Below are 21842 nucleotides of genomic sequence, written 5' to 3'. Positions count from 1 at the left end.
AGTGAAATCATCATGAGAAGAAACGGCCCCATCGCGCTGATTTTCCATACGCTAGTGATTGCGTTCGTGCTCGCGCCGCTCGTGATCGTCGTGCTGGTCGCCTTCACGCCCGACGAAACGCTCACGTTGCCCACGCACGGCGTCTCGTTGCGCTGGTTCCGCGCGATCCTCAATTACCCGGATTTCATCGGCGCGTTCTTTAACAGCCTGAAACTGGCGTTCGCTTCGGCGACGCTGTCGCTGATCGTGGCGCTGCCCGCCGCGCTTGCCATCGGCCGCGCGCGTTTTCCGGGGCGCAGCTTTCTCAATGGCCTGTTGCTGTCGCCGCTCGTGATTCCCGGGCTCGTACTCGGCATCGCGCTGCTGCGCTTCTTCGCGCTGATTGGCGCGACCGGCTCGTTCGCGTGGCTCGTGCTCGCGCACATGATCATCATTACGCCGTTCGTGATGCGGCTCGTGCTGGCGTCGGTGAGCGGCCTCGATCGCAGTATCGAGCATGCCGCGCACTCGCTCGGCGCCGACCCGTGGACCACGTTTCGCCGCATCACCTTCCCGATGATTCTGCCGGGCATTACCGGCGGCTGGCTGCTGGCCTTCATCAACAGCTTCGACGAATTGACCATGTCGATCTTCGTCACCTCGCCGCAAACCGTCACGCTGCCGGTGCGCATGTACATGTACGCGACCGAATCGATCGATCCGATGATGGCCTCCGTCTCCGCGCTGGTGATCTTCATTACCGGCGGCGCGATGCTGCTGCTCGACCGCGTGTACGGCCTGAACCGCATTCTGATCGGCCAGCACTGATGTCTTCTTCCGACCACGCTCAAATGCCGTCCACGCTGTCGTCCCATTCGCCGTCTACCCGCGCGGACGCCGCGCGCCGCGAGCCGCAGTTCGTTCGCGTGGCGGAAACGCGGCGCGCAACGCTGCACTTCTATCTCGACGGCGAACAGGTCGCCGCGCTGCAAGGCGATACGCTGCTGACCGCTGTACTGATGCAGCAGCGCCACGTGCGCGAAAGCGAATTCAGCGGCGCGCCGCGCGCGGGCTTCTGCCTGATCGGCGCATGCCAGGACTGCTGGATGCGCACCGAAGACGGCAAACGCGTGCGCGCGTGCTCGACGCTCGTAAGCGAAGGCATGCGCGTGCTGACACGCTTCGCCACGACCGCAGCCGGCGCCGATGCCGGTCTCGGCGCGGTGAATAAAACCGGAGACGCCCGATGAGCGACGCACGCCGCATCGTGATCGTCGGCGCCGGGCCGGCGGGCGTACGCGCTGCCGAGACGCTGGTCGCGGCTGGCGTGAAGCCGATCGTGATCGATGAAAACGCACGCTGGGGCGGCCAGATTTATCGGCAACCACCGTCGAACGGCGGCTTCGAGCGCTCGAAAAAAACGCTCTACGGTTTCGAAGCGCACAAGGCCGAAGCCTTGCATTCGACCATGGCCGCGCTGCTGCCTCATCTCGACTATCGCCCCGACACGCTCGCGTGGGCCTGCGAAGCGGGCCGGCTCGATACGTTGCATGCGGGACGCGAGCTGCGTGTGCCGTTTTCGCATCTGATCATCGCCAGCGGCGCGACCGACCGCGTGCTGCCGGTGCCGGGCTGGACCTTGCCTGGCGTCTACACGCTCGGCGCGGCCCAGGTCGCGCTGAAGGCGCAAGGCTGCGCGATCGGCCGACGCGTCGTGCTGGCCGGCACCGGACCGCTGTTATATCTCGTGGCGTATCAGTACGTGAAAGCCGGCGCGCAAGTCATGGCCGTGCTCGACACGAGTCCGTTCTCGCGGCAGATCGCCGCGGCGCCGAAACTCGCGCGTCTGCCGTCCACTTTCGCGAAAGGCCTGTATTACGTCGGCTGGCTGAAAACACATGGCGTGCGGATCGAGCGTGATGTGACGCTGGTCGGCATTCGTGGCATGGATGGTGTGCAAGCGCTCGAATGGCGCGCGTTGCGCGAAGGCGCGCCGACTGAAACCATTGCATGCGACGCGGTCGGCGTGAGCTTCGGCCTCAAACCCGAGACGCAGCTCGCCGATCTCGCGGGCTGCCGCTTCCGCTTCGACGCGACCAACCGTTGCTGGCTGCCTGAAGTGGACCCGGCGGGCCGCAGTTCCGTGCCCGGCCTCTATCTCGCCGGCGACGGCGCGGGCATCGCCGGTGCCGACGCCGCCGAACTGGCAGGACGCCGCGCCGCGCTCGCCTTGCTCGACGATCTCGGCGTCGCGCATCCGCGTGGTGCGGGCATGCCCGACGCGGCATCGATCGAGCGCAGTCTGAAACGTATCGCGGTGTTTCGCGAGGGCATCGAAACAGCCTTCGCGCCGCCCGCCAACTGCGCGTCGCAATGGCCGGACGACATGACCGTGTGCCGCTGCGAAGAGATCGACGCGGGCACGTTACGGCGCTGCATCCGCGGCGGCGAAGCGAATGAGATCAACCGGCTGAAAGCGCTCACGCGCGTCGGCATGGGCCGCTGCCAGGGACGCATGTGCGGCGAAGCCGCGCTGACCCTGCTCGCCGGGGAAACCGGCAAGCCGCTCGACGCAGTGGGCCGTTTGCGGAGCCAGCCGCCCGTCAAACCGATTCCGCTCGCGCCGGAAATGTACGCCGACGACGTCGCCGACATCCCCGCGGAGGCGCGCGATGAGTAACACGCTGCATTATGACGTCGCGATTGCGGGTGGTGGCCTGGTCGGTTCATCGGCGGCACTGGCATTGGCGAAGCGCGGCTTGCGCGTGGGCCTGTTCGAGCGGCGCTATTGCGGCGCACAGGCAAGCGGCGTGAACTACGGCGGCGTGCGCTGCCAGGGCCGGCCGGTGGAACAGATGCCGCTCGCAATCCGCGCACGACGTATCTGGGACCGCTTGCCGGAGTTGATCGGCATCGACGGCGAGTTCACGATGTCGGGACATTTGCGCCTTGCTCGCAGCGAAAGCGATCTCGCCGCGCTGCAGACGTGGGCCGACATGGCGCGCGACTATGGACTGCACACGCAACTGATCAGCGGCGCGGCGTTCCGCCAGCGCTACCCGTGGCTGGGGCCAGCGGCCGTGGGCGGCTCGCTGTGCGCCACCGACGGTCATGCGAACCCGCGGCTGGTGTCGCCCGCCTTCGCGCGCGCCGCGCGGGCCGCGGGTGCGGATGTGCGCGAGCAAACCGAACTGACCGACATTCATCATGACGGCACGCGCTTTCAACTGCGCGCCGGCGATCTGCGCATCAGCGCCGACTGGCTCATCAATTCGGCAGGCGCGTGGGCGAATACGGTGGCGGGCTACTTCGGCGAAACCGCGCCGATGAAACCGATCTATCCGAACATGTGGGTCACCGAGCCGTTGCCGCTCTTCATCGCCCACAACCTGGGCGTGTATGGCGGCGGCATCTACGCGCGGCAGGTGGCGCGCGGCAATTGCGTGATCGGCGGCGGACGCGGACATGGCGACGGCGAATACGGCCAGCCGTCGACGGATACCACGCGCGCCGTGATGCGCGACGCGTGCGCGCTGCTGCCCGCCTTGCGCGAGGCGCTGCTGATCCGCACATGGAGCGGCGTGGAAGGCGAAACGCCCGACAGCAATCCGATCATCGGTGCGAGCCGTAGCGTGCCGCGTCTGTTGCATGCATTCGGTTTTTCAGGCGGCGGCTTCCTGCTCGCGCCGGGCGTCGGTGAAGTGCTCGCCGATCTCGTCGTCGACGGCGCCACCGCGACGCCACTCGACGCTTTTTCGATTGGCCGCTTTGCTGCTGTCGCGACCTCACCGGTCGCTTAAGTCCTCGTTTAGTGAACCTCAGGAGCCCCTCAATGAAACTGTTCAAGACGCTCGCGGCGCTGGCCGCATTGTGCGCATTCGGCGCGGCCGCGCCGGCGTGGTCGCAAACCAAGACGATCTACATCGGCATGAACGGCGGTCCGATGGAGAAGGCTTATACGAGCCAGGTGCTGCCCGACTTCGAGAAGGCCAACAATGTGAAGGTGGTCGTGGTGCCGGGCACGTCGTCGGACATTCTCGCCAAGCTGCTCGCCAACAAGGCCAGCCCGCAGATCCACGTGGTGTTTCTCGACGACGGCGTGATGGCGCGCGCGGTCAGCATGGGCGTGTGCAAGAAGCTCGACGACGCGCCCGTGCTCAAGGAGCTCTATCCGTTCGCGCGCATGAAGGACGACATGGGCGCGGGCGTGCAACTCGGCATGACCGGCATTGCGTACAACAAGAAGCTGTTCGCTGAAAAAGGCTGGGCGCCGCCGACCTCGTGGATGGATTTCGCCGATCCGAAATACAAGGGCAAGGTAGTGTTCCAGTCGGCGTCGAGCAGCACCTTCGGGCTGCACGGCTTTCTCGCCATCAACCGCCTGATGGGCGGCAGCGAGCAGAACGTCGAGCCGGGCTTCACGAAATGGGCGAGCACGGTGGGACCGAACGTGGTCGAGTACGTGCCGAACTCCGCGAAGATTTCCGAAATGGTCCAGACCGGCGAGGCGGGCCTGTTCCCGTTGACGCCGACCGCCGTGGGCGATCTGGCGGACAAGGGCATTCCGGTCGGCTATGTGAATCCGAAGGAAGGTCCGGTGCTGTTGCTGGTCGACTTGTGTGTGGTCAACAACAACCCCGATCCGCAACTGGCGCAGAAGCTCGCGCAATTCCTGTTGTCCGCGCCGGCGCAGACCAAGGCCGCCGAAGCCGGGCGCCAGATACCCACCAACCGTCTCGCGAAGATGACGCCGCCCATGCAGCAAAGCCTCGGCAACGTCGACGACCTGGTGCACAAGGTGACGGTGGTCGATTGGGACACGATCAACGCGCACCGCGCGCAGTGGGATACGCGCTGGAACCGGCAAATCGAGCGCTAAGCGCTGACTGGTTGCGCGTCAACGAAAACGCGCGCCTTGCAACTGTGCAAGGCGCGCGTTTTTTATGCGTGAGCGTGGGTGTCGTTCTAGAAAATCACCGACATCGCCACCGCAAGCCAGATCCCCACCACGCCGACAAGAAACAGATGCCGCGCAATGCGAATCCGGCTATCGCTGCCTTCGGGTTCGACAGGACTCGTGGCGACCCACGGCACGAGCCCGAGGCAGGCGAATCCGATCAGCGCGGACACGAACACGAAGACGTCGGCGACTCGCCACTGGGTCGGCTCATACAAACCCCAGTAGCCGAGAAAGACGATGCCGATCGAGAAGATCGTGGCCGAAGCGGCACTGAGTGCGGGCACTGATCCGATGGGGCTCGGCATGCTTCACCTCTGATCGTTAGGCTGTTGGCCATGCCCGTGAAGTCCCGATTCGTGCCCATGGCATCGCTCAGGACGTGCGGGCCTGCCTCGCTTCATACGTCTTCAGATGACTATAGGCGATGCGCAACAACGACAAGCCGTGCTCGCCCTTTTGCGCGTCGCCGCCGCGCGAAATCAGATCGCCGAGAATGTGATCCGCCTCGGTATGCGAATGGTTTTCCACATCCCGCAACATGGACGCGGTGAGCGGCGAAGGCGTGAAGAGCGTTTGCGTGGCGCGTGCGTCGAAGTCCGGGCCCATGGTGAAGCCGTTGTGCTCGGCCACCGCGCGGCACTCGCCGAGCAGATTCTCGATCACGCGCTTGCCGTCCGGCGCAGCCAGAATATCGCCGACCGAACCGCGCATCAAGCACGTGCTGGCCGCCAGCGTGGCCAGGAACACCCACTTCTCCCACATGCGCAGCAAAATGTTGTCGCTGACCAGTGTGTCGAAATTCGCGCCGGCCATGGCCTCGGCGATCGCCTGAACACGCTCCGACGTGCCGCCGGCCTGTTCGCCGAACGTGATCGCATGCATGTCGTTCAGATGCACGATGTGCTGCTCGGCATTGAGCGTGGCGGCGATCACGCATTGGCCGCCCAGCACGCGCGCCGCGCCGAACTTTTCGTTGAGCACGTCGATATGGCGCATGCCGTTGAGCATCGGCAGAATCAGCGTCGACTCGCCGACGAGCGGCGCGAAGGAGTCGATGGCGTCGTCGAGACTGTAGGCTTTGCAGCTCAGCAGCACCAGATCGAACGGCTCGGCGCCGACGCCGGCGAGAATGGTTTGCGGATCGGGCAGACTGAGATCGCCGCGCACGCTGCTGATGACGAGCCCCTCACGCTTGAGTTTTTCCGCCCGGCCCGGACGCACGAGGAAGGTCACGTCCTGGCCCGCCGCTGCGAGACGGCCGCCGAAATAGCCGCCTACTGCGCCCGCCCCTACTACAAGAATTCGCATCTTTGGCCTCTTGATAGATTTCGATCACGCGCTTGCCTCCACGAGCGAGAGTTTCGGGGGGCGCGAATGCGGCGCGTGTGCAGAATGTAGCAAAGATTGAAGATCGGCACCGGCCAGGATTGACGCGAGCCGCCGTGTTGCATTGCACAGCGGCTTACCTCAGATCAATCGGGCAATGCGCCGGCGCGTCAGGCCAGTGCCTCTTTCACGTTCACAGCGTGCCGCAAATGGTGCGCTCGTAAAGCTCGAGCATACCCGGCACGTCCACTCCGATACACGCCTTGCAGTCGGGCCGGCTATCCCAGGCCGGCGCGGGCACCGGCATGCTCGCCGGCTTCTGGATGGTCTGACCCACCGCGATGCCGTCCGTCAGCACACGCACGGGGCCGCTGCGCGTCGTATAGAGATGCGGCGCCAGCATATAGGCCACCGCCGACGAATCGTGCACGTAGATGCCCGCCAGCTGCGCGCTTTGCTCGTGAAACGCCTCGTAGTGCCGCGACACTTCCCATACGAACTGGCCGGCCGCGCCGCCGCGTTCGCGTAGCGACGCCAGATACTCGTGGCTCATGATGGTGGGCTGCGTGACGTCCAGCCCGACGATCGCGACCGGCCACGCCGCGCCGAGCACGATGTCGGCGGCATCCGGGTCGGCCAGGATATTGGCTTCCGCCGCGGGCGTGACGTTGCCGAGCACGCCGTCCGTGCCGAACGCGCCGCCCATGATCACCACCTGTTTGACGAGGGAGGCGATCTGCGGATCGTCGGCGAGCGCGAGCGCAAGGTTCGTGAGCGGGCCCACCGCGAGCAGCGTCACTTCGCCGGGATGCGCGCGCACCGTGTCGATGATGAAGCGGTGCGCGGGACGCGCGTCGAGCGGAGCCTCGTCCGTAGTATCCAGTGCGATATTGCCGAGCCCGTTGTCGCCGTGAATCCATGCGAGCGGCTCGGGCGCGCGGCGCTTGAGCGGCGCCGCCGCGCCCTGCGCGACCGGCACGCCGGCGGCGAACCGTCCGGCGAGAAAGCGCGCGTTGCGGGTGGTCGTTTCGATCGTTGCGTTGCCGAATACGCTCGTCAGGCCGAGCAGTTCGATATCCGGATGCAGCGCCTGAAACACAAGCGCCATGGCATCGTCCACGCCTGGGTCGGTATCGTAGATGACCCTGTGCTTGCTCATAGATAGAACGCGTCCGGCAATTGTTCGCGCGCGGTGGTGTCGCGCGTGGCGCCATGCAGGTTGCCGAGGCGAATCGGCAGTTCAGGGCCGCCCAGTTCGATGATGACCTGCCGGCAGGCGCCGCACGGCGCGATCGGGCCGTCCGTATCGCCGATTACGGCGAGCGCGGCGAACTGGTCACGCCGATAACCGGCAGCGATAGCGCTGAAAAACGCGGTACGTTCCGCGCAATTGCACAAACCATATGACGCGTTCTCGACGTTGCAACCGTCGAACACCTGGCCGTCCCTGGTCAACAGTGCCGCGCCGACCTTGAATTTCGAATAAGGCGCATAGGCCTTTTCTCGCGCGAGCCCCGCGCGTTCCAACAATTCTTCCATATTCATCCAGCAATCCTCGATTCAATTCAGCGTAATGAACATGCCCGCAATGGTGGCGCTCATCAGGTTCGAGAGCGTGGCGGCGAGCACGACACGCAGGCCGTAGCGCGCGACTTCGGCACGGCGTCCCGGCGCGACGGCACTAAAGCCGCCCGTCAGCACCGCGATCGACGAAAAGTTCGCGAAGCCGCACAACGCAAACGACAGGATAGCAATGGTACGCGGATCGAGCGCCGTCAGACCGGCCGCGGTCACGCTCGCGGCGTCCTTCAGATACGGCGATAGCGACGCATACGCGACAAACTCGTTAAGAATGACTTTCTGCCCGAGGAAATTGCCGGCAATCGTGGCCTCGTTCCACGGCACGCCGATCAGATAGGCGAGCGGCGCGAAGACCACGCCGAGCACCGATTGCATCGACAGTTGCGGATGGCCGAACCAGCCGCCCACGCCGCCCACGATTCCGTTGACCAACGCGATCAGACCGACGAACGCGATCAGCATGGCGCCGACCATCACCGCGATTTTCAGGCCGACGGTCGCGCCGGAACTCGCGGCTTCGATGATATTGGCGGGACGCTTCTCGTCGAAGTTGAGGTTGTCGAGACGAACGCGGCTCGGCTCGGTGGACGGATGAATGATCTTGGCGAACAGCAAGCCGCCCGGCACGGCCATGAACGACGCCGCCAGCAAGTACTCGATGCGCACGCCGAGTCCCGCGTAGCCCGCCAGCACCGAACCGGCAACGGCCGCCATGCCGCTCGACATCACCGCGAACAGTTCTGCGCCGGTCATGTCGGGCGTGAACGGTTTGACTACGGCGGGCATTTCGCTCTGGCCGAGGAAAATCGTGGTGACCGCGGAAAACGATTCGATCTTCGACACGCCGAGCAGTTTCTGAAATACCGTGCCGAGCACGATAACGATCCAGCGCATCACGCCGAGGTAATACAGTACGGAGATCAACGCAGTGACGAAGATGATGGCCGGCAGCACACGCACGGCGAACACGAAACCGCCGTCGCCGAAGACCTGGAACATTTTGGCCTGCACTAGGCCGCCGAACAGGAACTCGATGCCCGCGTTGCCGTAGCCGAGCACATGATTGACGGCGGACGCCGCGCCCGAAAGGATCGACTTGCCGAGCGGCACGAACAGAATGAACGCGCCGATTCCCACCTGCGCCAGCAGCGCGCTGATTACAGTTCGTAAGCGGATGGCGCCACGGTTGGTGGAAAAGATGAACGCGATGAGTAGCAGTACCGCAATGCCGAGGATGTTTCTAACGATCAGTGCCATGTCTCGTGGTGTTCTCGTGAAAGTGGCAGTGATGCTAAACGAAAGCGGTGCCGGAATAAAAACTTTAAATATGGGCCGGCACTCTAGGGCCGCGGAATGCCCCACGGTTGATGCGCCGCGCATCTCAGGAATCGCAGCGAGGTGCATCGACACGTATATCGCACGCCGACGCACCCTGCTGCTATCGATCCAAACTCACAGCATTTCCAATGCCAACGCGATGCCTTGGCCGCCGCCAATACACAGCGTCACGATGCCGCGTTTGATGCCATCGCGCTGCATCGAATGAAGCAGGCGCGTGGTCAGCACGGCGCCCGTCGCGCCGATCGGATGACCATGCGCAATTGCGCCGCCTTGCACGTTGATCAATTCGTCCGCCATGCCGAGCTTGCGCGCGACCGCGATCGGCACGGCGGCAAACGCTTCGTTGATCTCGAAGCGCTCGACATCGTGCAGTTGCCAACCGGCTCGTGCCAACGCCATCTGCACCGCCGGAACCGGACCGAGGCCGAACATGCCAGGTTCGACAGCGGCGACGCCATAAGACACGAGACGCGCGAGCGGCGCGATGCCGCGTGCTTCCGCGAAACCCCGCTCGGCCACCAGCATCGCGGCTGCGCCGCTGTTCAATCCGGGCGCGTTGCCTGCGGTGATCGTGCCGTCGGGGCGAAATGCCGGCCGCAGTTTCGCGAGCGTGTCCACCGTGGTGTCGGGACGCGGTTGTTCATCGCGCGTGAAATGTTGCGGGCCTTTGCGCCCGGCTATTTCCACGGCAACCAGTTCGGCGTCGAAATCGCCGCGCGCTTGGGCTTCGCTGAATCGCTGCTGCGAGCGCGCCGCCCACCGGTCCTGCGTTTCTCGCGTGATATCGAACTGCGCGACGAGGTCTTCCGTGTGCCAGCCGGAATGCTCGCCGGAAAACGCGTCGTTCAGGCCGTCGCGCAACAGGCTGTCGTGGATTTGCGCGTTGCCCATGCGGTAGCCCCACCGGCCGCCGTCCAGCAGATACGGCGCGCGGTCCATGTTTTCCATGCCGCCCGCCACGGCCGCATCGCCGAGACCCAGCAGGATTTCCTGGGCCGCCGACGCGACCGCCTGCGCGCCCGAGCCGCATACGCGATTGACCGTCAATGCCGGCACGGCCACCGGCACGCCGCCGCCGATCGACGCCTGGCGCGCGGGATTCATCTTGTTGCCGGCCTGAATCACATTGCCCATCACGACCGATGCCAACTCAGCCGCGTCGAGCCCGCTGCGGCGCAGCGTCTCGCGCACGGCGAGCGCGCCTAGCTCCGTTGCGGGCACGTCCTTCAGCGCCCCGCCGAATGCGCCGATCGGCGTTCTCACCGGATTGCAGATCACTACTTCTCGCTGATTCGCCATCATTTCTCTCCAGTTGGTTCAACACCTCATTGGCCACGCCCGTGCATCAGTCGATCGCTTGTTCAAATGTTCAGTTGTTCGACGACACCGCCGTGACCGCGTCAGGCACATCCCAGCCGCCGCCGAGCGACCGGTACAACGCCACCGCCGAGAGCGCATGCTCGCGCCTGGCCTGGTTCAAGGACTCCGCGTCGCGCAGATAGGCCTCCTGCGCAGTGAGCACATCGAGAAAATCCGCCGCGCCGCCCTTGTACAGTTCGCTCGACAAACGCAGCGCCTGATTCGACGCATCGAGCGCGCCGCCAAGACGTTGCACCTGCACCGCGCCGCTCACCAGATCGCTGCGGTTGTCCTCGATTTCCTTGAGCGCTTGCAGCATGGTCTGCTGCAGACCGAGTTGCGATTCGCGCATGCGGCTCTCGCTCGCGTCGATATTCGCGGTGATACGGCCGGCGTTGAAGATCGGGCTCGTCGCGCTTAACGCGGCGCTGAAAAGGTTGTCGGTCAGCGTCGGCAAGCCGAGATAAGACGAGGCCAGCAGGCCGTCGGCGAGATTGAGGCGGAACTGCGGATAGCGCTGCGCCTTCGACACGCCCACTTCCGCCGCGCGCTGCTCGACTGTCGCGTAGGCGGTGCGCACGTCAGGACGCTGCAGGAGTGCTTCCGAAGGCAGCATCTGCGGCACGCTTTGCGCGGGCACCGGGATATCGCGTGCGTTGGCGAGCAGCAAGCTGTCGACGCTTTCCGGCGTGCGCCCCGAATACACCGCGATCAGACTCAATTGATGCTGCACCGCCGACTGCACGCGCGGAATCTGCGCCTGCAAATCCTGGAGCTGGTTCTGCGCGCGCGCAACGTCGAGTTGCGTCGACAGCCCATAGTGCAGACGCTGCTGCGTGAGCTTCAGCGCGCGTGCGCGGATCTGCTCGTTGTCGCTCAGAATCTGCAACTGCGATTGCGCCCAGCGCAGATCGATATACGCTGCCGCGGTATTCGCGGCGAGCGCGAGGCGCACCTCGTTCAACGCGGACTGGCGTCCCGACACTTGCGCCTGCGCCGCCAGCACGGCAAGACGTTCGCCGCCGAACACGTCGGGCGTCCAGCTCGCCGTCAAGCCGACACCGGCCTGGCGCACATAGCCGAGCGGCGGCGGCGTGTTCTGACGCGAGTCGGACGCGGTCGCGCTCGCATTCAATTCCGGCAGCAGGGCCGCGCGATTCTGCTTCGCCAGATCCTGCGCCTGCCTGACGCGCTCCACTGCCGCCTGCACATCGAGATTGCCGGTCAACACGGATTCGACCAGTTGATGCATGACCGGGTCGCCGAATTGCTCCCACCACGCGTTGGCGCTGACGCTGTCTTGCGGCGCGTCGACATTCCACGCGGCAGGCGCGACGGTCTTCACGGTTTGCGGCAAATCCGCGTGCGTTTCCGGTTGCACCGCGCACGCCGCGAGCGTCAGCAAGGCGGCGCTCGCCAGTACTTTGAAAAGGATCGGTTTCATGTTGGATTCCTCAATGAGCATCGGGCGGCGGTGCGGTGTTGCCGAACGGGCGCGAGAACAGCACGCTCAGCAGGCCCACGACGAAACACAGCGACAAGGCGTAGAACGTGTCGGAGAACGTCAATACGAGTGCTTCACGCATCAGCAGTGCGTGCAGTTCACCGAGTCCGGCGTTGGCCGCGTTCAGCACGTTGCCGCCCACTGCCGCGAAATGCGCGCTTTGCTGCTGCAAGATCGATTCGACCACCGGACGGCCCACGTTCAGATGTTCATCGAGCCGCTCGTAGTGAAGGTTCAGCCGGTCGTTGAGCATCGTGCTGCTCACGGCAATGCCGATCGCGCCGCCGAGGTTGCGCATCAGGTTGAACAGGCCGCTGGCGGAACGAAGCCTCGACATCGGCAACGAACCCAGCGCCATCGTCACGATGGGTGGAATGCAGAACTGCTGGCCGATGCCGCGCAACGCTTGCGGAATCAGCAATTCCTGCCAGCCCCATTGATTGGTCAGCGGCACATACAGATAACAGCCGACGCCGAACAGCACCAGCCCGAACACCAGCAGGATCCGCATATCGATAAAGCGCGCGACTATCGAATACACCACCATCGCGACCAGTTGAAAACAGCCGACCGACAGCAGCGCCACACCAATCTGCAACGAATCGAAACCGCGTACACGCGACAGGAACACCGGCGTCAGGAACACCGCGCAGAAAATCCCGATCCCGGTAATGAACGACAGCAGACTGCCAATGCCGAAGTTGCGGATCGCCAACGCGCGCAAATCGACGATCGGTTCTTTTGCGGTGAACGCATGCACGAGGAACAGAAACCCGCAGATCGCGGTGATCCATGCGCACGTCAGGATCACGTGATCGCCGAACCAGTTCTTGCGCGGCCCTTCCTCCAGCACGTATTCAAGGCAACCGAGAAAACCGGACATCAACAGGATGCCGAGGTAATCGCCTTTCTTCAGCAGCGACAGGTCGACGTTGTCGAAGTGCACGTACTTCGGCACCAACAGCGTGACGGCGAGGCCCGGCACGAGGTTCAGATAGAACAGCCAGTGCCACGACCATTGCGACGTGATCCAGCCGCCGATCACCGGGCCAATGGTCGGCGCGAGCGTGGCGAGCGCGCTGATGGTGGTGGAGGCGATCAGGCGCTGCTTGCCGGGGAACAGCACGAACGCGGTGGTGAACACCGTCGGGATCATCGCGGCGCCGAGCGCGCCTTGCAAACCGCGGAACAGGATCATCGAGTTGATGTCCCATGCGAGTCCGCACAGCATGCTGGTGAGCGTGAAGCCGAGCGCGGAAAACGCGAACACCCAGCGCGTGGAGAACACGCGGGTGAGCCAGCCGGACATCGGGATCACCAGAATTTCAGCGATCAGATATGAGGTCTGCACCCACGAGAGTTCGTCCTGGCTCGCGGACAAGCCGCCGCCGATGTCCTTGAGGGACGACGCCACGATCTGGATATCGAGCGTCGCCATGAAAAAACCGACGCACATCAACGTGAACGCCAGGACTTTGATTCGCGTCGGCAGGTCGGCGGGGTTGGCGAGAACTTGAGTCATGATCGGCTTATCCGTGCGCCGGCGTGTTGCCGCTATCGACATGCACTTTCACCGTGGCCGACAGGCCCGGACGCAGCACGCCTTGCATGGACTTCGGTACATCCAGCCGCACACGCACCGGCACGCGCTGCACGATCTTCGTGAAGTTGCCGGTGGCGTTCTCCGCGGGCAGCACGCTGAATGTCGCGCCGGTGGCCGGCGCCAGACTTTCAACCACGCCGTGAATCGGCGTGCTCGAGGCGTCGAGATCGACATCGACGCTGTCGCCGACGCGCATCTTCTTCAACTGGTCTTCCTTGAAGTTGGCGTCGATCCACAACCCGCTCGACGGCACCACGGTCAGCAGCGACACGCCGGTGTTCGCCAGCAGGCCGACCCGCGCCGTGCGATTGCCGACATAGCCGTCGATCGGCGAGCGAATCGTCGTGTACTCCACGTTCAAGGCCGCGACGCGCTGGGCGGCCTGCGCCGTCGCGATGCGCGCCTCGGCGTCGCCGATCTGCGCGTCGAGCACGGCGATCTGCCGTTGCGCCGCGATCAGCGCGGCACCGCTGCGATCCACAGCCGCGCGCGCCTTGGTCAAATCGGCATTCGCACGTTCGACGACCTGATTCGACACCGCGTCGTCCTTCACCAGTTCGCGGTAGCGCGTCTGGTCCGCGGCGCTGCGCGTCAGTTCGGCGCCGGACGCGCGAACCTCGGCGGCCTGCTCGTTGATGGTGGCGAGCTGCAAGGACTTCTTCGCCTGCAGTTCGGTCACCGAGGCCTGCGCGCTCTGCACCTCCGCCGTGGCCTGCGCGAGCCGCGCGTCGTAATCGCGCGCATCCAGCCGGATCAGCACCTCGTTCGCGTGGACGAACTGGTTGTCGTGCACGAGCACGTCCTTGACGAAGCCGTTCACCTTCGGCGCCATCACCGTGACATCGCCGCCCACGTAGGCATCGTCAGTCGTTTCGACGAAGCGGCCGACGAAGAACCAGTACGACGCCGCAAGCGCCAGCACGGCCAGGACCGTGATGACCGCGAGCAACATCCACGGAATGCGGCGTGCCGGTTTGGCGGTCTGCGCCGCGCTTGGCGGAGCGATAGTCGATGGAGTAGTGGACATGATGTCGATATGTGCGTATGCACTCGTTACGTTGAAAAAAAAGCGCGTGGACCGCGCCGGCCGTGCGTCGCCGTAGCCGCGACTTTCAGACTGGATCTCGTGTGATAGCGAACAGTTCGCCTCGCAATGCCGCCGCGCGCCGTTCGCCAAAACGATGCTCGAATTCCGCTTGCGCGGCATGCCAATGCTCGCGGCCTGCCTTGAGACGCTCTTCGCCTGCCGCCGTGAGCGCGATCGTCAGCGCCCGCGCGTCGGCGCCGAGCGCCTCGCTCGACACCAAACCGTTGCGGCGCAGCGGCTGGATCGTGCGGACCAGGGAGGTGCGTTCCATGCGCATGGCTTCAGCCAGTTGCTTCATCGTCATGGGGCCCGTGCGTTTGAGCCGTCCCAGCAGCGAAAACTGCGTGATGGTCAGCCCCACATTCGCCAGGTGCCGGTCGTATATCTGCGAGACATAACGCGCGGCCTGGCGGATGGCAAAGCAGTCGTCGTCGAAAAGCCCTTCCATTGTTGCGCTTCCTCGTTAGTGAGTGCGTATGCACACAAACAGGCGGACCGACGCTCGCCGGAACGAGCGGGTGCGCCTCAACTAGCCGGTGATGCTGAAAAGTTCGGCGCGCAGCGTTTTGGCGCGCGCATGGCCGAACTTCTTTTCGAATTCGTCCTGCGCGGCGCGCCACGCAATGGCGGCCTGGTCGAACGTGGCTTCGCCCTTCTCCGTCAGACTGAACAGGAAGGTGCGGCCGTCATGCTCCGCCGCTTCCGCCACCACCAGGCCGTCGCGCTGCAGGGGTTTCATCGCGCGGACCAGCGTGGTGCGTTCCATCACCATCGCGTCCGCCAGATCCACCATGGGTAGATTCGGCGTGCGCGCGAGCCTCGCGAGAATCGTGAACTGCGCAGCCGTCAAGCCTACTTCGCCGAGGTGGCGCTCGTAGATTTGCGTGACGTGCCGGGCCGCCTGGCGCAGCGCAAAGCAGTTGCATTCGTCGTAGGAGATGGGACGGTTCATGAGGGGGAGTCTATATGTGCATACGCACAGCGTCAAGTTTGGCTGGGTTGAACACAGTGTTGCGGAATCTGATCAACGGCCTCATCAAGGCTGCTTCCCGATAGATGGGCGGTGGTGCACGCCGAGTGTATTTTTAGCAGGTATCCCATATCAACGGGGTCAAATCGCGGTTGCTTCAATGCACCAGCACATTGTTGATCTGGACCACGTCGGCAATGCTCAGGGCGGCTGTGTCGCCCTTGAGTTGCATCAGCGCGACGATGGCGTCATAACGAGCCGCCAGCAAATCGCGTTGCGCAGAATAGAGCGCGTCGATCGCTCTGAGCACGTCGCTGGCCGTCCGGCTGCCCACTCGAAAACCGACCTTACTTGCCGCCAACACCTCTTGCGAAGACGCCACCAGATGGGCAAGCAAGTCGATTCGCGTGCGCCCGTACTGATAGCGGCTGTAATCATCGCGGGCGGCGGCTTCGGCGTCACGCGCTGCGCCTGTGAGGCCCTCTTGGGCCTTGTCTTCCAGAGCCGATGACGCCTTTACCTTTGCCTGTGTCTCACCGCCGGAAAAAATCGGTATCGAGACGGCCAGCATGCCCGTTGTCGTGGTGGTGGGTCGCGCGTAACCGGAGGCCGCGCCGGCCGGCGTATAGCTTCCGGTGAGGTACACCGAGGGCAAGTGCTCCGACTGCGCCTTGCTCACTTCAGTCCGGGCGATCTCCCAGTCCAGTTGTTTCAGTTGAACGTTGAACGCGTGATCCTTTGCCTGCGCGGCCCACGCTTCGACATCCTCAGGTTGCAGGCGCGGCATGGGCAAGGACTCAGGCAATCGCGCGAGCGTCTCGAACGGCACGCCGGTGGCTTGCTCGAACGCGCGGCGCTTCGCAAGCAACGTGTTTTCAGCGTCCATCCGCTCGATCGCGACCTTCTCGCGCGCGGTCTGGGCGTCGCGCAAATCGATCAGCGTAGCTTCACCCGCCGCTTTGCCTCGATTGATCAACTGCAAGTGCTGATCGACCGCGGCCGCGTATTCGCTGACGCGTCTCAACTCATCTTCGGCGACAAGCGCTTCGAAATAGACACGCACAGCCCGCAGAATTGCCGCCTGTTGCGCCGCATTCAGTTCGACAGCGCCACGCGCTTCGACAAAATCCGCCTGCTTGTAGTTGCTCCATTTCGTCCAGTCGAACAACGGCTGCGCGATATTGACGGTCCAGCCCGACTGCCAGTAGGTCGTGGTCGGAAAACCTTCCGTCGCGAGGCGATTGTAGGTGCGCCCCCAGCCTGCGGAAATCTGCGGCAGTAAGCCCGCCCGCGCCTGCGGAACGGCCTGCTGCGCGGCCGCGTAGCCGGCACGTGCCTGCGCGAGACCGGTGTCGCGGCCGAGCGTCTGTTGCGTGACGGTGACAAGGTCGGCCGCAAATGCGGGACTCGCCATGGCGCAAAACAGGTGCACCGCCACGCGCGCGACACGGAACTTAAACATGGACCGGCTCCGGCAGAGGATGTAAGTGCTCGGGCACCAGTGCACCGTCTATCAGGCGATACCGAACGTCGAATGCGGCTGCCAGGGACCGGTCGTGGGTGATCACAACGACCGTGCACTTCAGCCGGCGCAGCAAGCCGGCCACGTGTTGCACCGAAGCCGGATCCAGATTGGATGTCGGCTCGTCGAGCAGCAGCAGACTTCGGCCCTGATAGAGCGCACGCGCCAGCAGCAGGCGTTGCCGCTGGCCAGCGGAGATGTTCGCAATGGTGTCGCTAATCACGGTTCGGGTGCGCATCGGCAGACGCATGACGTCCTGCATCAATCCCACGTCTTCGAGCAGCGCATGGACGCGCTCTTCGTCGACACTGGCTGCAAATAACGTGATGTTTTCGGCAATCGAGCCATGCAGGATCAGGTCGCCCTGCCGCATATGGGCGGCATGCCGGCGGATTTCGTCGATAGTCAGATTGGGCCATGCGATGCCGTTGAGCATGATCTGGCCTTCCTGAAGCGGCTCGGCAGCCGACAGCAGTTTGAATAACGTCGATTTGCCCGCACCCGACGGCCCCGTAATAGCGATCTTGTCGCCATTACGGATATCGATGCTCACGTCTCGCAGAACCGGCTGGTCGGACACGCCGTAGCGAAACGTGAGGTTGCGCACCTCGATACGCTCGAACATGCGTATCTCCGTCACACGGTTGCGCTCGGCAAGCGGCGTATACCGCTCTTCCTCGCACTCGACGATGTCCGCCACGCGCGCGGTCGGCACGCTCAGCATGAAATACGCGAACACGCCATTGACGGCGTGGGCAAGACGCTCCGACATCAACGACTTGTAGATCAGAAACGAATAGAACACGCCCACGGAAACGCTGCCGGCCAGCATCAGCCGTGCGGCGAACCAGGTGATCGCAATCGTGTCCGCGTACTGAACCAGTTTGAGGATCGCGTCGCGCGCGCTGTTCAACCGGTTACTCGCCAGCAGCGCGCCCACATATTCCTTGTACTTGATCATGTAAAGCGCCGTGCGGCGCGTCTCGCCCTGAGCAAGCTTGATCAGGCCCGCAGCCCGGATCGTTTCGATCAACGCGTCGTCGCAGCGCGCCGACGTTTCCAGCACGAGTGCATGGTTGTCCCGCATGCGCGCGAACATGCCCAGTGCGACGGCAAGATAGAGGACGAACATGGCCGCGGCGACCGCCGTCAGCATGCGGCTCTGCACCAGCATCAGACCGAGCGCCAGCGATCCCACCGCAATGTCGATGCACATCGACGTAACGGTTCGGGTCGCATAGATGCTGATCTCGTCCTGCGCCTTGACGCGCGCAAACACGTCGCCGACGTGACGCTTTTCGAACCACGACATCGGGTTGCGCAGGAGATGGCCGAGCAATCCCTCGGTCATGTTGATCTGCGTAAGCTGATGCAGCAGTTCGACAAGGCGCGACTCCACATACTGGCTCAGTGCCCCGACCGCGAAAATGCCGGCAAATGTCAGCACCAACACGCTCAGCAAATTCAGGTTGTCCGCGGAGACCACGTAGTCGAGCACGAGGTTGCCGAGATAAGGCATGGCGAGAATTGCGAACTGGCTTCCCAGCGCGACGAACATGACTTTCGCCAGTTGTCTGCGCAGTGCGGGATTCAGTGCTCGCACGCGTGCAAGCGCGCCGGGCACCGGCGATTTCGCGCGAATGCGCGGCATGGAAGGCGTTGCCGAACATTCCAGCAGATAACCGGACACGCTCGCTATAAACGTATCCATCGAGACCCGCCGCCGCCCGCTGGCCGGATCGACAACCTGAACGTAGCCATGCCCGCACTTCTCGAACACCACGAAGTGCGCGCCGCCGAAGTGAAGAATCGAGCCGCGCTTGACCGAATGAAGATCCGCCATGTCGAACCGGTAGGCCTGTACGGCCAGGCCGAAGTCGGTCGCCATGTCGTAGAGATCCATCAACGTCAGACCGTTTGCCGATATTGGCCTGAACGCGGACAATTCGCGCACTTCGGTCGCACGGCCGAGATATGAAAGCACCATTGCCAGGCAGGCATAGCCGCATTCCGCGACTTCGTTCTGATAGATCGTTCGCACTGGGCCTCCTGTCAGCCTCTGATCATGCGGAAAAGCGGCGCCAGCACCCATTCTGCGATCGTCCTGCGCTCGACGACGATGCTCGCCGTTGCCCGCATCCCCGGCAAGATGTCGAAATGTTGCCTGCCGTAGTCGAATGTCTTGCCTCGCAGCGTCGCCCACGCCAGATAGTCGCCGTCGCCACCGCCTTGAGCGGCCAGCGACGCCGGAACGCCTGGTGGCACCGCGGACGCCTGCATGGTCGTGTCGGAAATAGCGTCGATGCGGGCTTCGTAGCTGCCGAATTTCGCGTACGGAAACGCATCGAATTTAAGCCGCACCGTTTGACCTTTTTCGACGAACCCACGACGCCGCGACGGAATACGTAAGGCCGCCCGCAACGCGCCCTTCTCGTCGGTCGCGATGACGAGGGCGACGTCGGAAGCCTCCAGCGTGTGGCCCGGCACGAGTTTCGAAAACGTGACGACGCCCGCGTGCGGTGCCGAGATGGTTGCGTCGAGGCGCGACTGCTCGAAGCGCATCTGGATTTCCTGAATGCTCTGTTCGTGCCTGGCGTCGTTCTCTTTCAGTTGCGCGTCGAGGTCGATCAGCGTGCCGCTTAACGTGGATATCTCGCCGCGCAACTGTTCGCGGCGCGCCCTGCCCTGAGCAATGGAGACCTTGACCTGATGCTCGTCGGCGCTGGCCTGCTCGATACGATCGGCTGTCACGTAGTCCGACACCGACTTGAGGCGCACGAGCTTTTGCTGCGATTCGTCCGCAAGCTCGCGGTTCTGGGCAATCTGTTCATCCAGCGCGCTGAGTTCCGCTCGCCGGCTCGCGCCGGTCAGCGACGAAGCATCCCGCTGCGCAATGAGTTGCGCCTTACGTTGCGTATATTGCTCGTCAGCGAGGCGAATCTGCTCGTCGCGCATTTGCGAGTCGAACACAGTGCGCTGGCGGCCGTCGCTCGACAGCGACAGATCGCGTTGCAGTGCGAACAAGGGCGCACCCGACGCCACACGTTCCGATGGGTGCACGTACACCGACGTCACGAGTCCGCTCAAACCCCGTATCTTCACTTCAGACGGCGACACGATTTCGCACTGCACATCCTGCTTGAGTTCGACTTCATGCAGGAAGCCGAAGCCGATCGCGAGCATCACGATTGCGGACGCGACATAGGCGATCCATCGCCACGAGATGTCCTTGAACTGCGGAATACTGGTTGGTTCCATTACTGTCCTGCCGCCTCTCTTCTGGAGCCGAGATCTATCTGTTCAACACCGGTTGCGTGGGCTATCTGGCGGGCGCGAACGCGTACATTGAAGGATGTCCGGCGGCCAGCGAGCGCGCATAGTTGTCTCTCAGCGCTTTCTCGATGCAGTCGGCAAGACGTTGAGGCGCGTCGCTTTGCGCGAGCTCGATCGGCTCCAGCACGACGGCTCGGAAACGCCCGCGCTCGAAGCGCAGATAGAACGGCAGCAACAACGCGTCGAGCGGCGCGCCCATGCGGAATACGCCGTTATGAATACGCGCCGAACGGCCAAAAATGGACACGCCGACCGTCTCCATGGGATAGTCGCTCAACGTGAACGGCGGTGCGTCGGAAAACAGCACGACAACACCGTTGCGTCTAAGCGAGCGCGCCGCGCGCAAACCCAATCCGCCGCGATTCGTTTCGCTATAGGTGTGAAGGATCTCGATGTGCGGAATCATCGCCTCATCGCTTCCGTAGATATCTTGCGGCACGCCGGATACGACACCGATGGACGCGAGACCGAGTTGTTGGCGCAGTTCGTCGATCAGATAAATGTTTGCGTATTGCGAAAGGTAGTGAAACGGCGAAACGATGATCGCCCGCTCCGGCGTCGCTGTTTTCACGTTCCTGATGATCTGCGCGAGAACGCCAGCCGCGCGCTGCAAATCCGGCCAGGTTTCGGCGCGGTTGCGCTGGCGGCCAAAATGAAGCCGCTGATCGATCAATTTCTCGAGCACCCTGCCCGACAGCACGCGATGATCATCAACAGTTTCGAGCTTCAACACGTCGCGCCCGACATCCCGCCGCTCAATACCGCTCCAGCGGAGCCGAGCGTTGAAACGGCTCCCCACATACCATGCGGAAATAGCAAGCGGCTCGATCGCACGGAGAGGAATACGCGCGAGACAGGCGCCTTGCGCCCAGGCGCGGCTTCGCCTCGCACCGCGCCTGAAGGCAACGGGCAGCGTGCGAAACGCCTTCAACCACTCCATGCTGGCTCCTTCGTCACGGTGACATAGCCATCCCGCAGGAACGCCATCATTCGTCATCTGAACGCGAAACCCAGTCATGAACGACGGGTTTCGCGAGGAGGCGGGCCGACAATCAGCCCGCCTTTGCACCCTTACTGCACGCTGCTTAGCGCGCCGAAGTCTTTGCTACCTGTGCCGGAGCAGGCTGCGGTGCCGGAGCTGACCTCGCCGGTGCGCAGCATGACTTGCAGCAACCACCAGCGATTTTCGATTGAGCCAGCGCGTTACGATCGATTTTTTGCATTTTCTTGCCTTTTTTAGTGAAATAAAGTTAGTACAGCTACAACTACAGACTACG

General features: G+C 63.6%; 20 protein-coding genes. 5 read left to right on the top strand and 15 right to left on the bottom strand.

The window, feature by feature from the left end; translation table 11 throughout:
- Positions 1 to 12 precede the first annotated feature (12 nt).
- The 5 genes from B0G81_RS05890 to B0G81_RS05870 are packed head-to-tail and all read left to right on the top strand — an operon-like array spanning position 13 to position 4858.
- Positions 13 to 807 (top strand): ABC transporter permease, encoded by a 795-nt coding sequence (locus tag B0G81_RS05890; RefSeq protein ID WP_106277067.1) that lies wholly within the window; start codon positions 13 to 15, stop codon positions 805 to 807.
- Positions 807 to 1229 carry a (2Fe-2S)-binding protein gene (locus B0G81_RS05885; protein WP_134133858.1) on the top strand — a complete coding sequence of 141 codons (423 nt, stop codon included), beginning with the start codon at positions 807 to 809 and terminating at the stop codon, positions 1227 to 1229. The genes B0G81_RS05890 and B0G81_RS05885 overlap by 1 nt, the downstream gene beginning before the upstream one ends.
- Entirely contained in the window at positions 1226 to 2659 is a 1434-nt protein-coding gene (locus B0G81_RS05880) for an NAD(P)/FAD-dependent oxidoreductase (RefSeq protein WP_134133857.1), read from the top strand. The genes B0G81_RS05885 and B0G81_RS05880 overlap by 4 nt, the downstream gene beginning before the upstream one ends.
- Positions 2652 to 3779: an FAD-binding oxidoreductase gene (locus B0G81_RS05875; protein ID WP_134133856.1), complete on the top strand. Its 1128-nt coding sequence runs from the start codon at positions 2652 to 2654 to the stop codon at positions 3777 to 3779. Before B0G81_RS05880 ends, B0G81_RS05875 begins: the two co-directional genes overlap by 8 nt.
- A 32-nt stretch (positions 3780 to 3811) precedes the next feature.
- Positions 3812 to 4858: an ABC transporter substrate-binding protein gene (locus tag B0G81_RS05870; RefSeq protein WP_106277060.1), complete on the top strand. Its 1047-nt coding sequence runs from the start codon at positions 3812 to 3814 to the stop codon at positions 4856 to 4858.
- An 86-nt stretch (positions 4859 to 4944) separates the two neighbouring features.
- Here B0G81_RS05870 and B0G81_RS05865 read toward each other — a convergent pair whose 3' ends face one another.
- The 15 genes from B0G81_RS05865 to B0G81_RS05795 form a co-directional block, all read right to left on the bottom strand.
- Positions 4945 to 5244 (bottom strand): hypothetical protein, encoded by a 300-nt coding sequence (locus B0G81_RS05865; protein WP_116123275.1) that lies wholly within the window; start codon positions 5242 to 5244, stop codon positions 4945 to 4947.
- Positions 5245 to 5311: 67 nt separating this feature from the next.
- Entirely contained in the window at positions 5312 to 6247 is a 936-nt protein-coding gene (gene panE, locus B0G81_RS05860; RefSeq protein ID WP_134133855.1) for a 2-dehydropantoate 2-reductase, read from the bottom strand.
- A 211-nt stretch (positions 6248 to 6458) separates the two neighbouring features.
- Positions 6459 to 7424: a nucleoside hydrolase gene (locus B0G81_RS05855; protein ID WP_134133854.1), complete on the bottom strand. Its 966-nt coding sequence runs from the start codon at positions 7422 to 7424 to the stop codon at positions 6459 to 6461.
- Positions 7421 to 7810 (bottom strand): cytidine deaminase, encoded by a 390-nt coding sequence (locus tag B0G81_RS05850; protein ID WP_134133853.1) that lies wholly within the window; start codon positions 7808 to 7810, stop codon positions 7421 to 7423. The genes B0G81_RS05855 and B0G81_RS05850 overlap by 4 nt, the downstream gene beginning before the upstream one ends.
- 15 nt (positions 7811 to 7825) lie before the next feature.
- The gene (locus tag B0G81_RS05845; protein WP_116123271.1) at positions 7826 to 9103 is read right to left on the bottom strand and encodes a NupC/NupG family nucleoside CNT transporter; all 1278 of its coding nucleotides are present in this window, start codon (positions 9101 to 9103) and stop codon (positions 7826 to 7828) included.
- A 195-nt stretch (positions 9104 to 9298) separates the two neighbouring features.
- Entirely contained in the window at positions 9299 to 10486 is a 1188-nt protein-coding gene (locus B0G81_RS05840; RefSeq protein ID WP_134143007.1) for a thiolase family protein, read from the bottom strand.
- 70 nt (positions 10487 to 10556) lie between these two features.
- Positions 10557 to 11990 (bottom strand): efflux transporter outer membrane subunit, encoded by a 1434-nt coding sequence (locus B0G81_RS05835; RefSeq protein WP_134133852.1) that lies wholly within the window; start codon positions 11988 to 11990, stop codon positions 10557 to 10559.
- Positions 11991 to 12000: 10 nt separating this feature from the next.
- Complete coding sequence (locus B0G81_RS05830) at positions 12001 to 13572, bottom strand: DHA2 family efflux MFS transporter permease subunit (RefSeq protein WP_134133851.1); 1572 nt, start codon at positions 13570 to 13572, stop codon at positions 12001 to 12003.
- A 7-nt stretch (positions 13573 to 13579) separates the two neighbouring features.
- The gene (locus B0G81_RS05825; RefSeq protein WP_208328511.1) at positions 13580 to 14680 is read right to left on the bottom strand and encodes an HlyD family secretion protein; all 1101 of its coding nucleotides are present in this window, start codon (positions 14678 to 14680) and stop codon (positions 13580 to 13582) included.
- Positions 14681 to 14765: 85 nt separating this feature from the next.
- Positions 14766 to 15188, bottom strand: a complete 423-nt coding sequence (locus tag B0G81_RS05820; protein ID WP_106277047.1) for a MarR family winged helix-turn-helix transcriptional regulator — start codon at positions 15186 to 15188, stop codon at positions 14766 to 14768.
- A gap of 81 nt (positions 15189 to 15269) precedes the next feature.
- Positions 15270 to 15692 (bottom strand): MarR family transcriptional regulator, encoded by a 423-nt coding sequence (locus tag B0G81_RS05815; protein ID WP_134133850.1) that lies wholly within the window; start codon positions 15690 to 15692, stop codon positions 15270 to 15272.
- A 175-nt stretch (positions 15693 to 15867) separates the two neighbouring features.
- Positions 15868 to 17172, bottom strand: coding sequence for a TolC family outer membrane protein (locus B0G81_RS05810; RefSeq protein ID WP_134133849.1), 1305 nt, complete (start codon positions 17170 to 17172; stop codon positions 15868 to 15870).
- Positions 17165 to 19273, bottom strand: a complete 2109-nt coding sequence (locus B0G81_RS05805) for a peptidase domain-containing ABC transporter (protein ID WP_134133848.1) — start codon at positions 19271 to 19273, stop codon at positions 17165 to 17167. Before B0G81_RS05805 ends, B0G81_RS05810 begins: the two co-directional genes overlap by 8 nt.
- Before the next feature lie 11 nt (positions 19274 to 19284).
- Positions 19285 to 20490, bottom strand: a complete 1206-nt coding sequence (locus B0G81_RS05800; RefSeq protein ID WP_134133847.1) for an HlyD family efflux transporter periplasmic adaptor subunit — start codon at positions 20488 to 20490, stop codon at positions 19285 to 19287.
- 61 nt (positions 20491 to 20551) lie between these two features.
- Positions 20552 to 21505 carry a hypothetical protein gene (locus B0G81_RS05795; protein ID WP_134133846.1) on the bottom strand — a complete coding sequence of 318 codons (954 nt, stop codon included), beginning with the start codon at positions 21503 to 21505 and terminating at the stop codon, positions 20552 to 20554.
- Positions 21506 to 21842 lie beyond the last annotated feature (337 nt).

Source organism: Paraburkholderia sp. BL6665CI2N2 (assembly GCF_004366535.1).
GTDB lineage: Bacteria > Pseudomonadota > Gammaproteobacteria > Burkholderiales > Burkholderiaceae > Paraburkholderia.
The sequence above is the reverse complement of the archived record's forward strand: the minus strand, read 5'-3'. Positions and strand labels throughout refer to the sequence as shown.

Coding starts and splice junctions, on each gene's coding strand:
- B0G81_RS05815 (WP_134133850.1), bottom strand. CDS start 15,692: ATGAACCGTCCCATCTCCTACGACGAATGCAACTGCTTTGCGCTGCGC.
- B0G81_RS05795 (WP_134133846.1), bottom strand. CDS start 21,505: ATGGAGTGGTTGAAGGCGTTTCGCACGCTGCCCGTTGCCTTCAGGCGC.
- B0G81_RS05825 (WP_208328511.1), bottom strand. CDS start 14,680: ATGTCCACTACTCCATCGACTATCGCTCCGCCAAGCGCGGCGCAGACC.
- B0G81_RS05890 (WP_106277067.1), top strand. CDS start 13: ATGAGAAGAAACGGCCCCATCGCGCTGATTTTCCATACGCTAGTGATT.
- B0G81_RS05855 (WP_134133854.1), bottom strand. CDS start 7,424: ATGAGCAAGCACAGGGTCATCTACGATACCGACCCAGGCGTGGACGAT.
- B0G81_RS05840 (WP_134143007.1), bottom strand. CDS start 10,486: ATGGCGAATCAGCGAGAAGTAGTGATCTGCAATCCGGTGAGAACGCCG.
- B0G81_RS05800 (WP_134133847.1), bottom strand. CDS start 20,490: ATGGAACCAACCAGTATTCCGCAGTTCAAGGACATCTCGTGGCGATGG.
- B0G81_RS05845 (WP_116123271.1), bottom strand. CDS start 9,103: ATGGCACTGATCGTTAGAAACATCCTCGGCATTGCGGTACTGCTACTC.
- panE (WP_134133855.1), bottom strand. CDS start 6,247: ATGCGAATTCTTGTAGTAGGGGCGGGCGCAGTAGGCGGCTATTTCGGC.
- B0G81_RS05810 (WP_134133849.1), bottom strand. CDS start 17,172: ATGTTTAAGTTCCGTGTCGCGCGCGTGGCGGTGCACCTGTTTTGCGCC.
- B0G81_RS05835 (WP_134133852.1), bottom strand. CDS start 11,990: ATGAAACCGATCCTTTTCAAAGTACTGGCGAGCGCCGCCTTGCTGACG.
- B0G81_RS05820 (WP_106277047.1), bottom strand. CDS start 15,188: ATGGAAGGGCTTTTCGACGACGACTGCTTTGCCATCCGCCAGGCCGCG.
- B0G81_RS05880 (WP_134133857.1), top strand. CDS start 1,226: ATGAGCGACGCACGCCGCATCGTGATCGTCGGCGCCGGGCCGGCGGGC.
- B0G81_RS05850 (WP_134133853.1), bottom strand. CDS start 7,810: ATGAATATGGAAGAATTGTTGGAACGCGCGGGGCTCGCGCGAGAAAAG.
- B0G81_RS05875 (WP_134133856.1), top strand. CDS start 2,652: ATGAGTAACACGCTGCATTATGACGTCGCGATTGCGGGTGGTGGCCTG.
- B0G81_RS05885 (WP_134133858.1), top strand. CDS start 807: ATGTCTTCTTCCGACCACGCTCAAATGCCGTCCACGCTGTCGTCCCAT.
- B0G81_RS05865 (WP_116123275.1), bottom strand. CDS start 5,244: ATGCCGAGCCCCATCGGATCAGTGCCCGCACTCAGTGCCGCTTCGGCC.
- B0G81_RS05870 (WP_106277060.1), top strand. CDS start 3,812: ATGAAACTGTTCAAGACGCTCGCGGCGCTGGCCGCATTGTGCGCATTC.
- B0G81_RS05830 (WP_134133851.1), bottom strand. CDS start 13,572: ATGACTCAAGTTCTCGCCAACCCCGCCGACCTGCCGACGCGAATCAAA.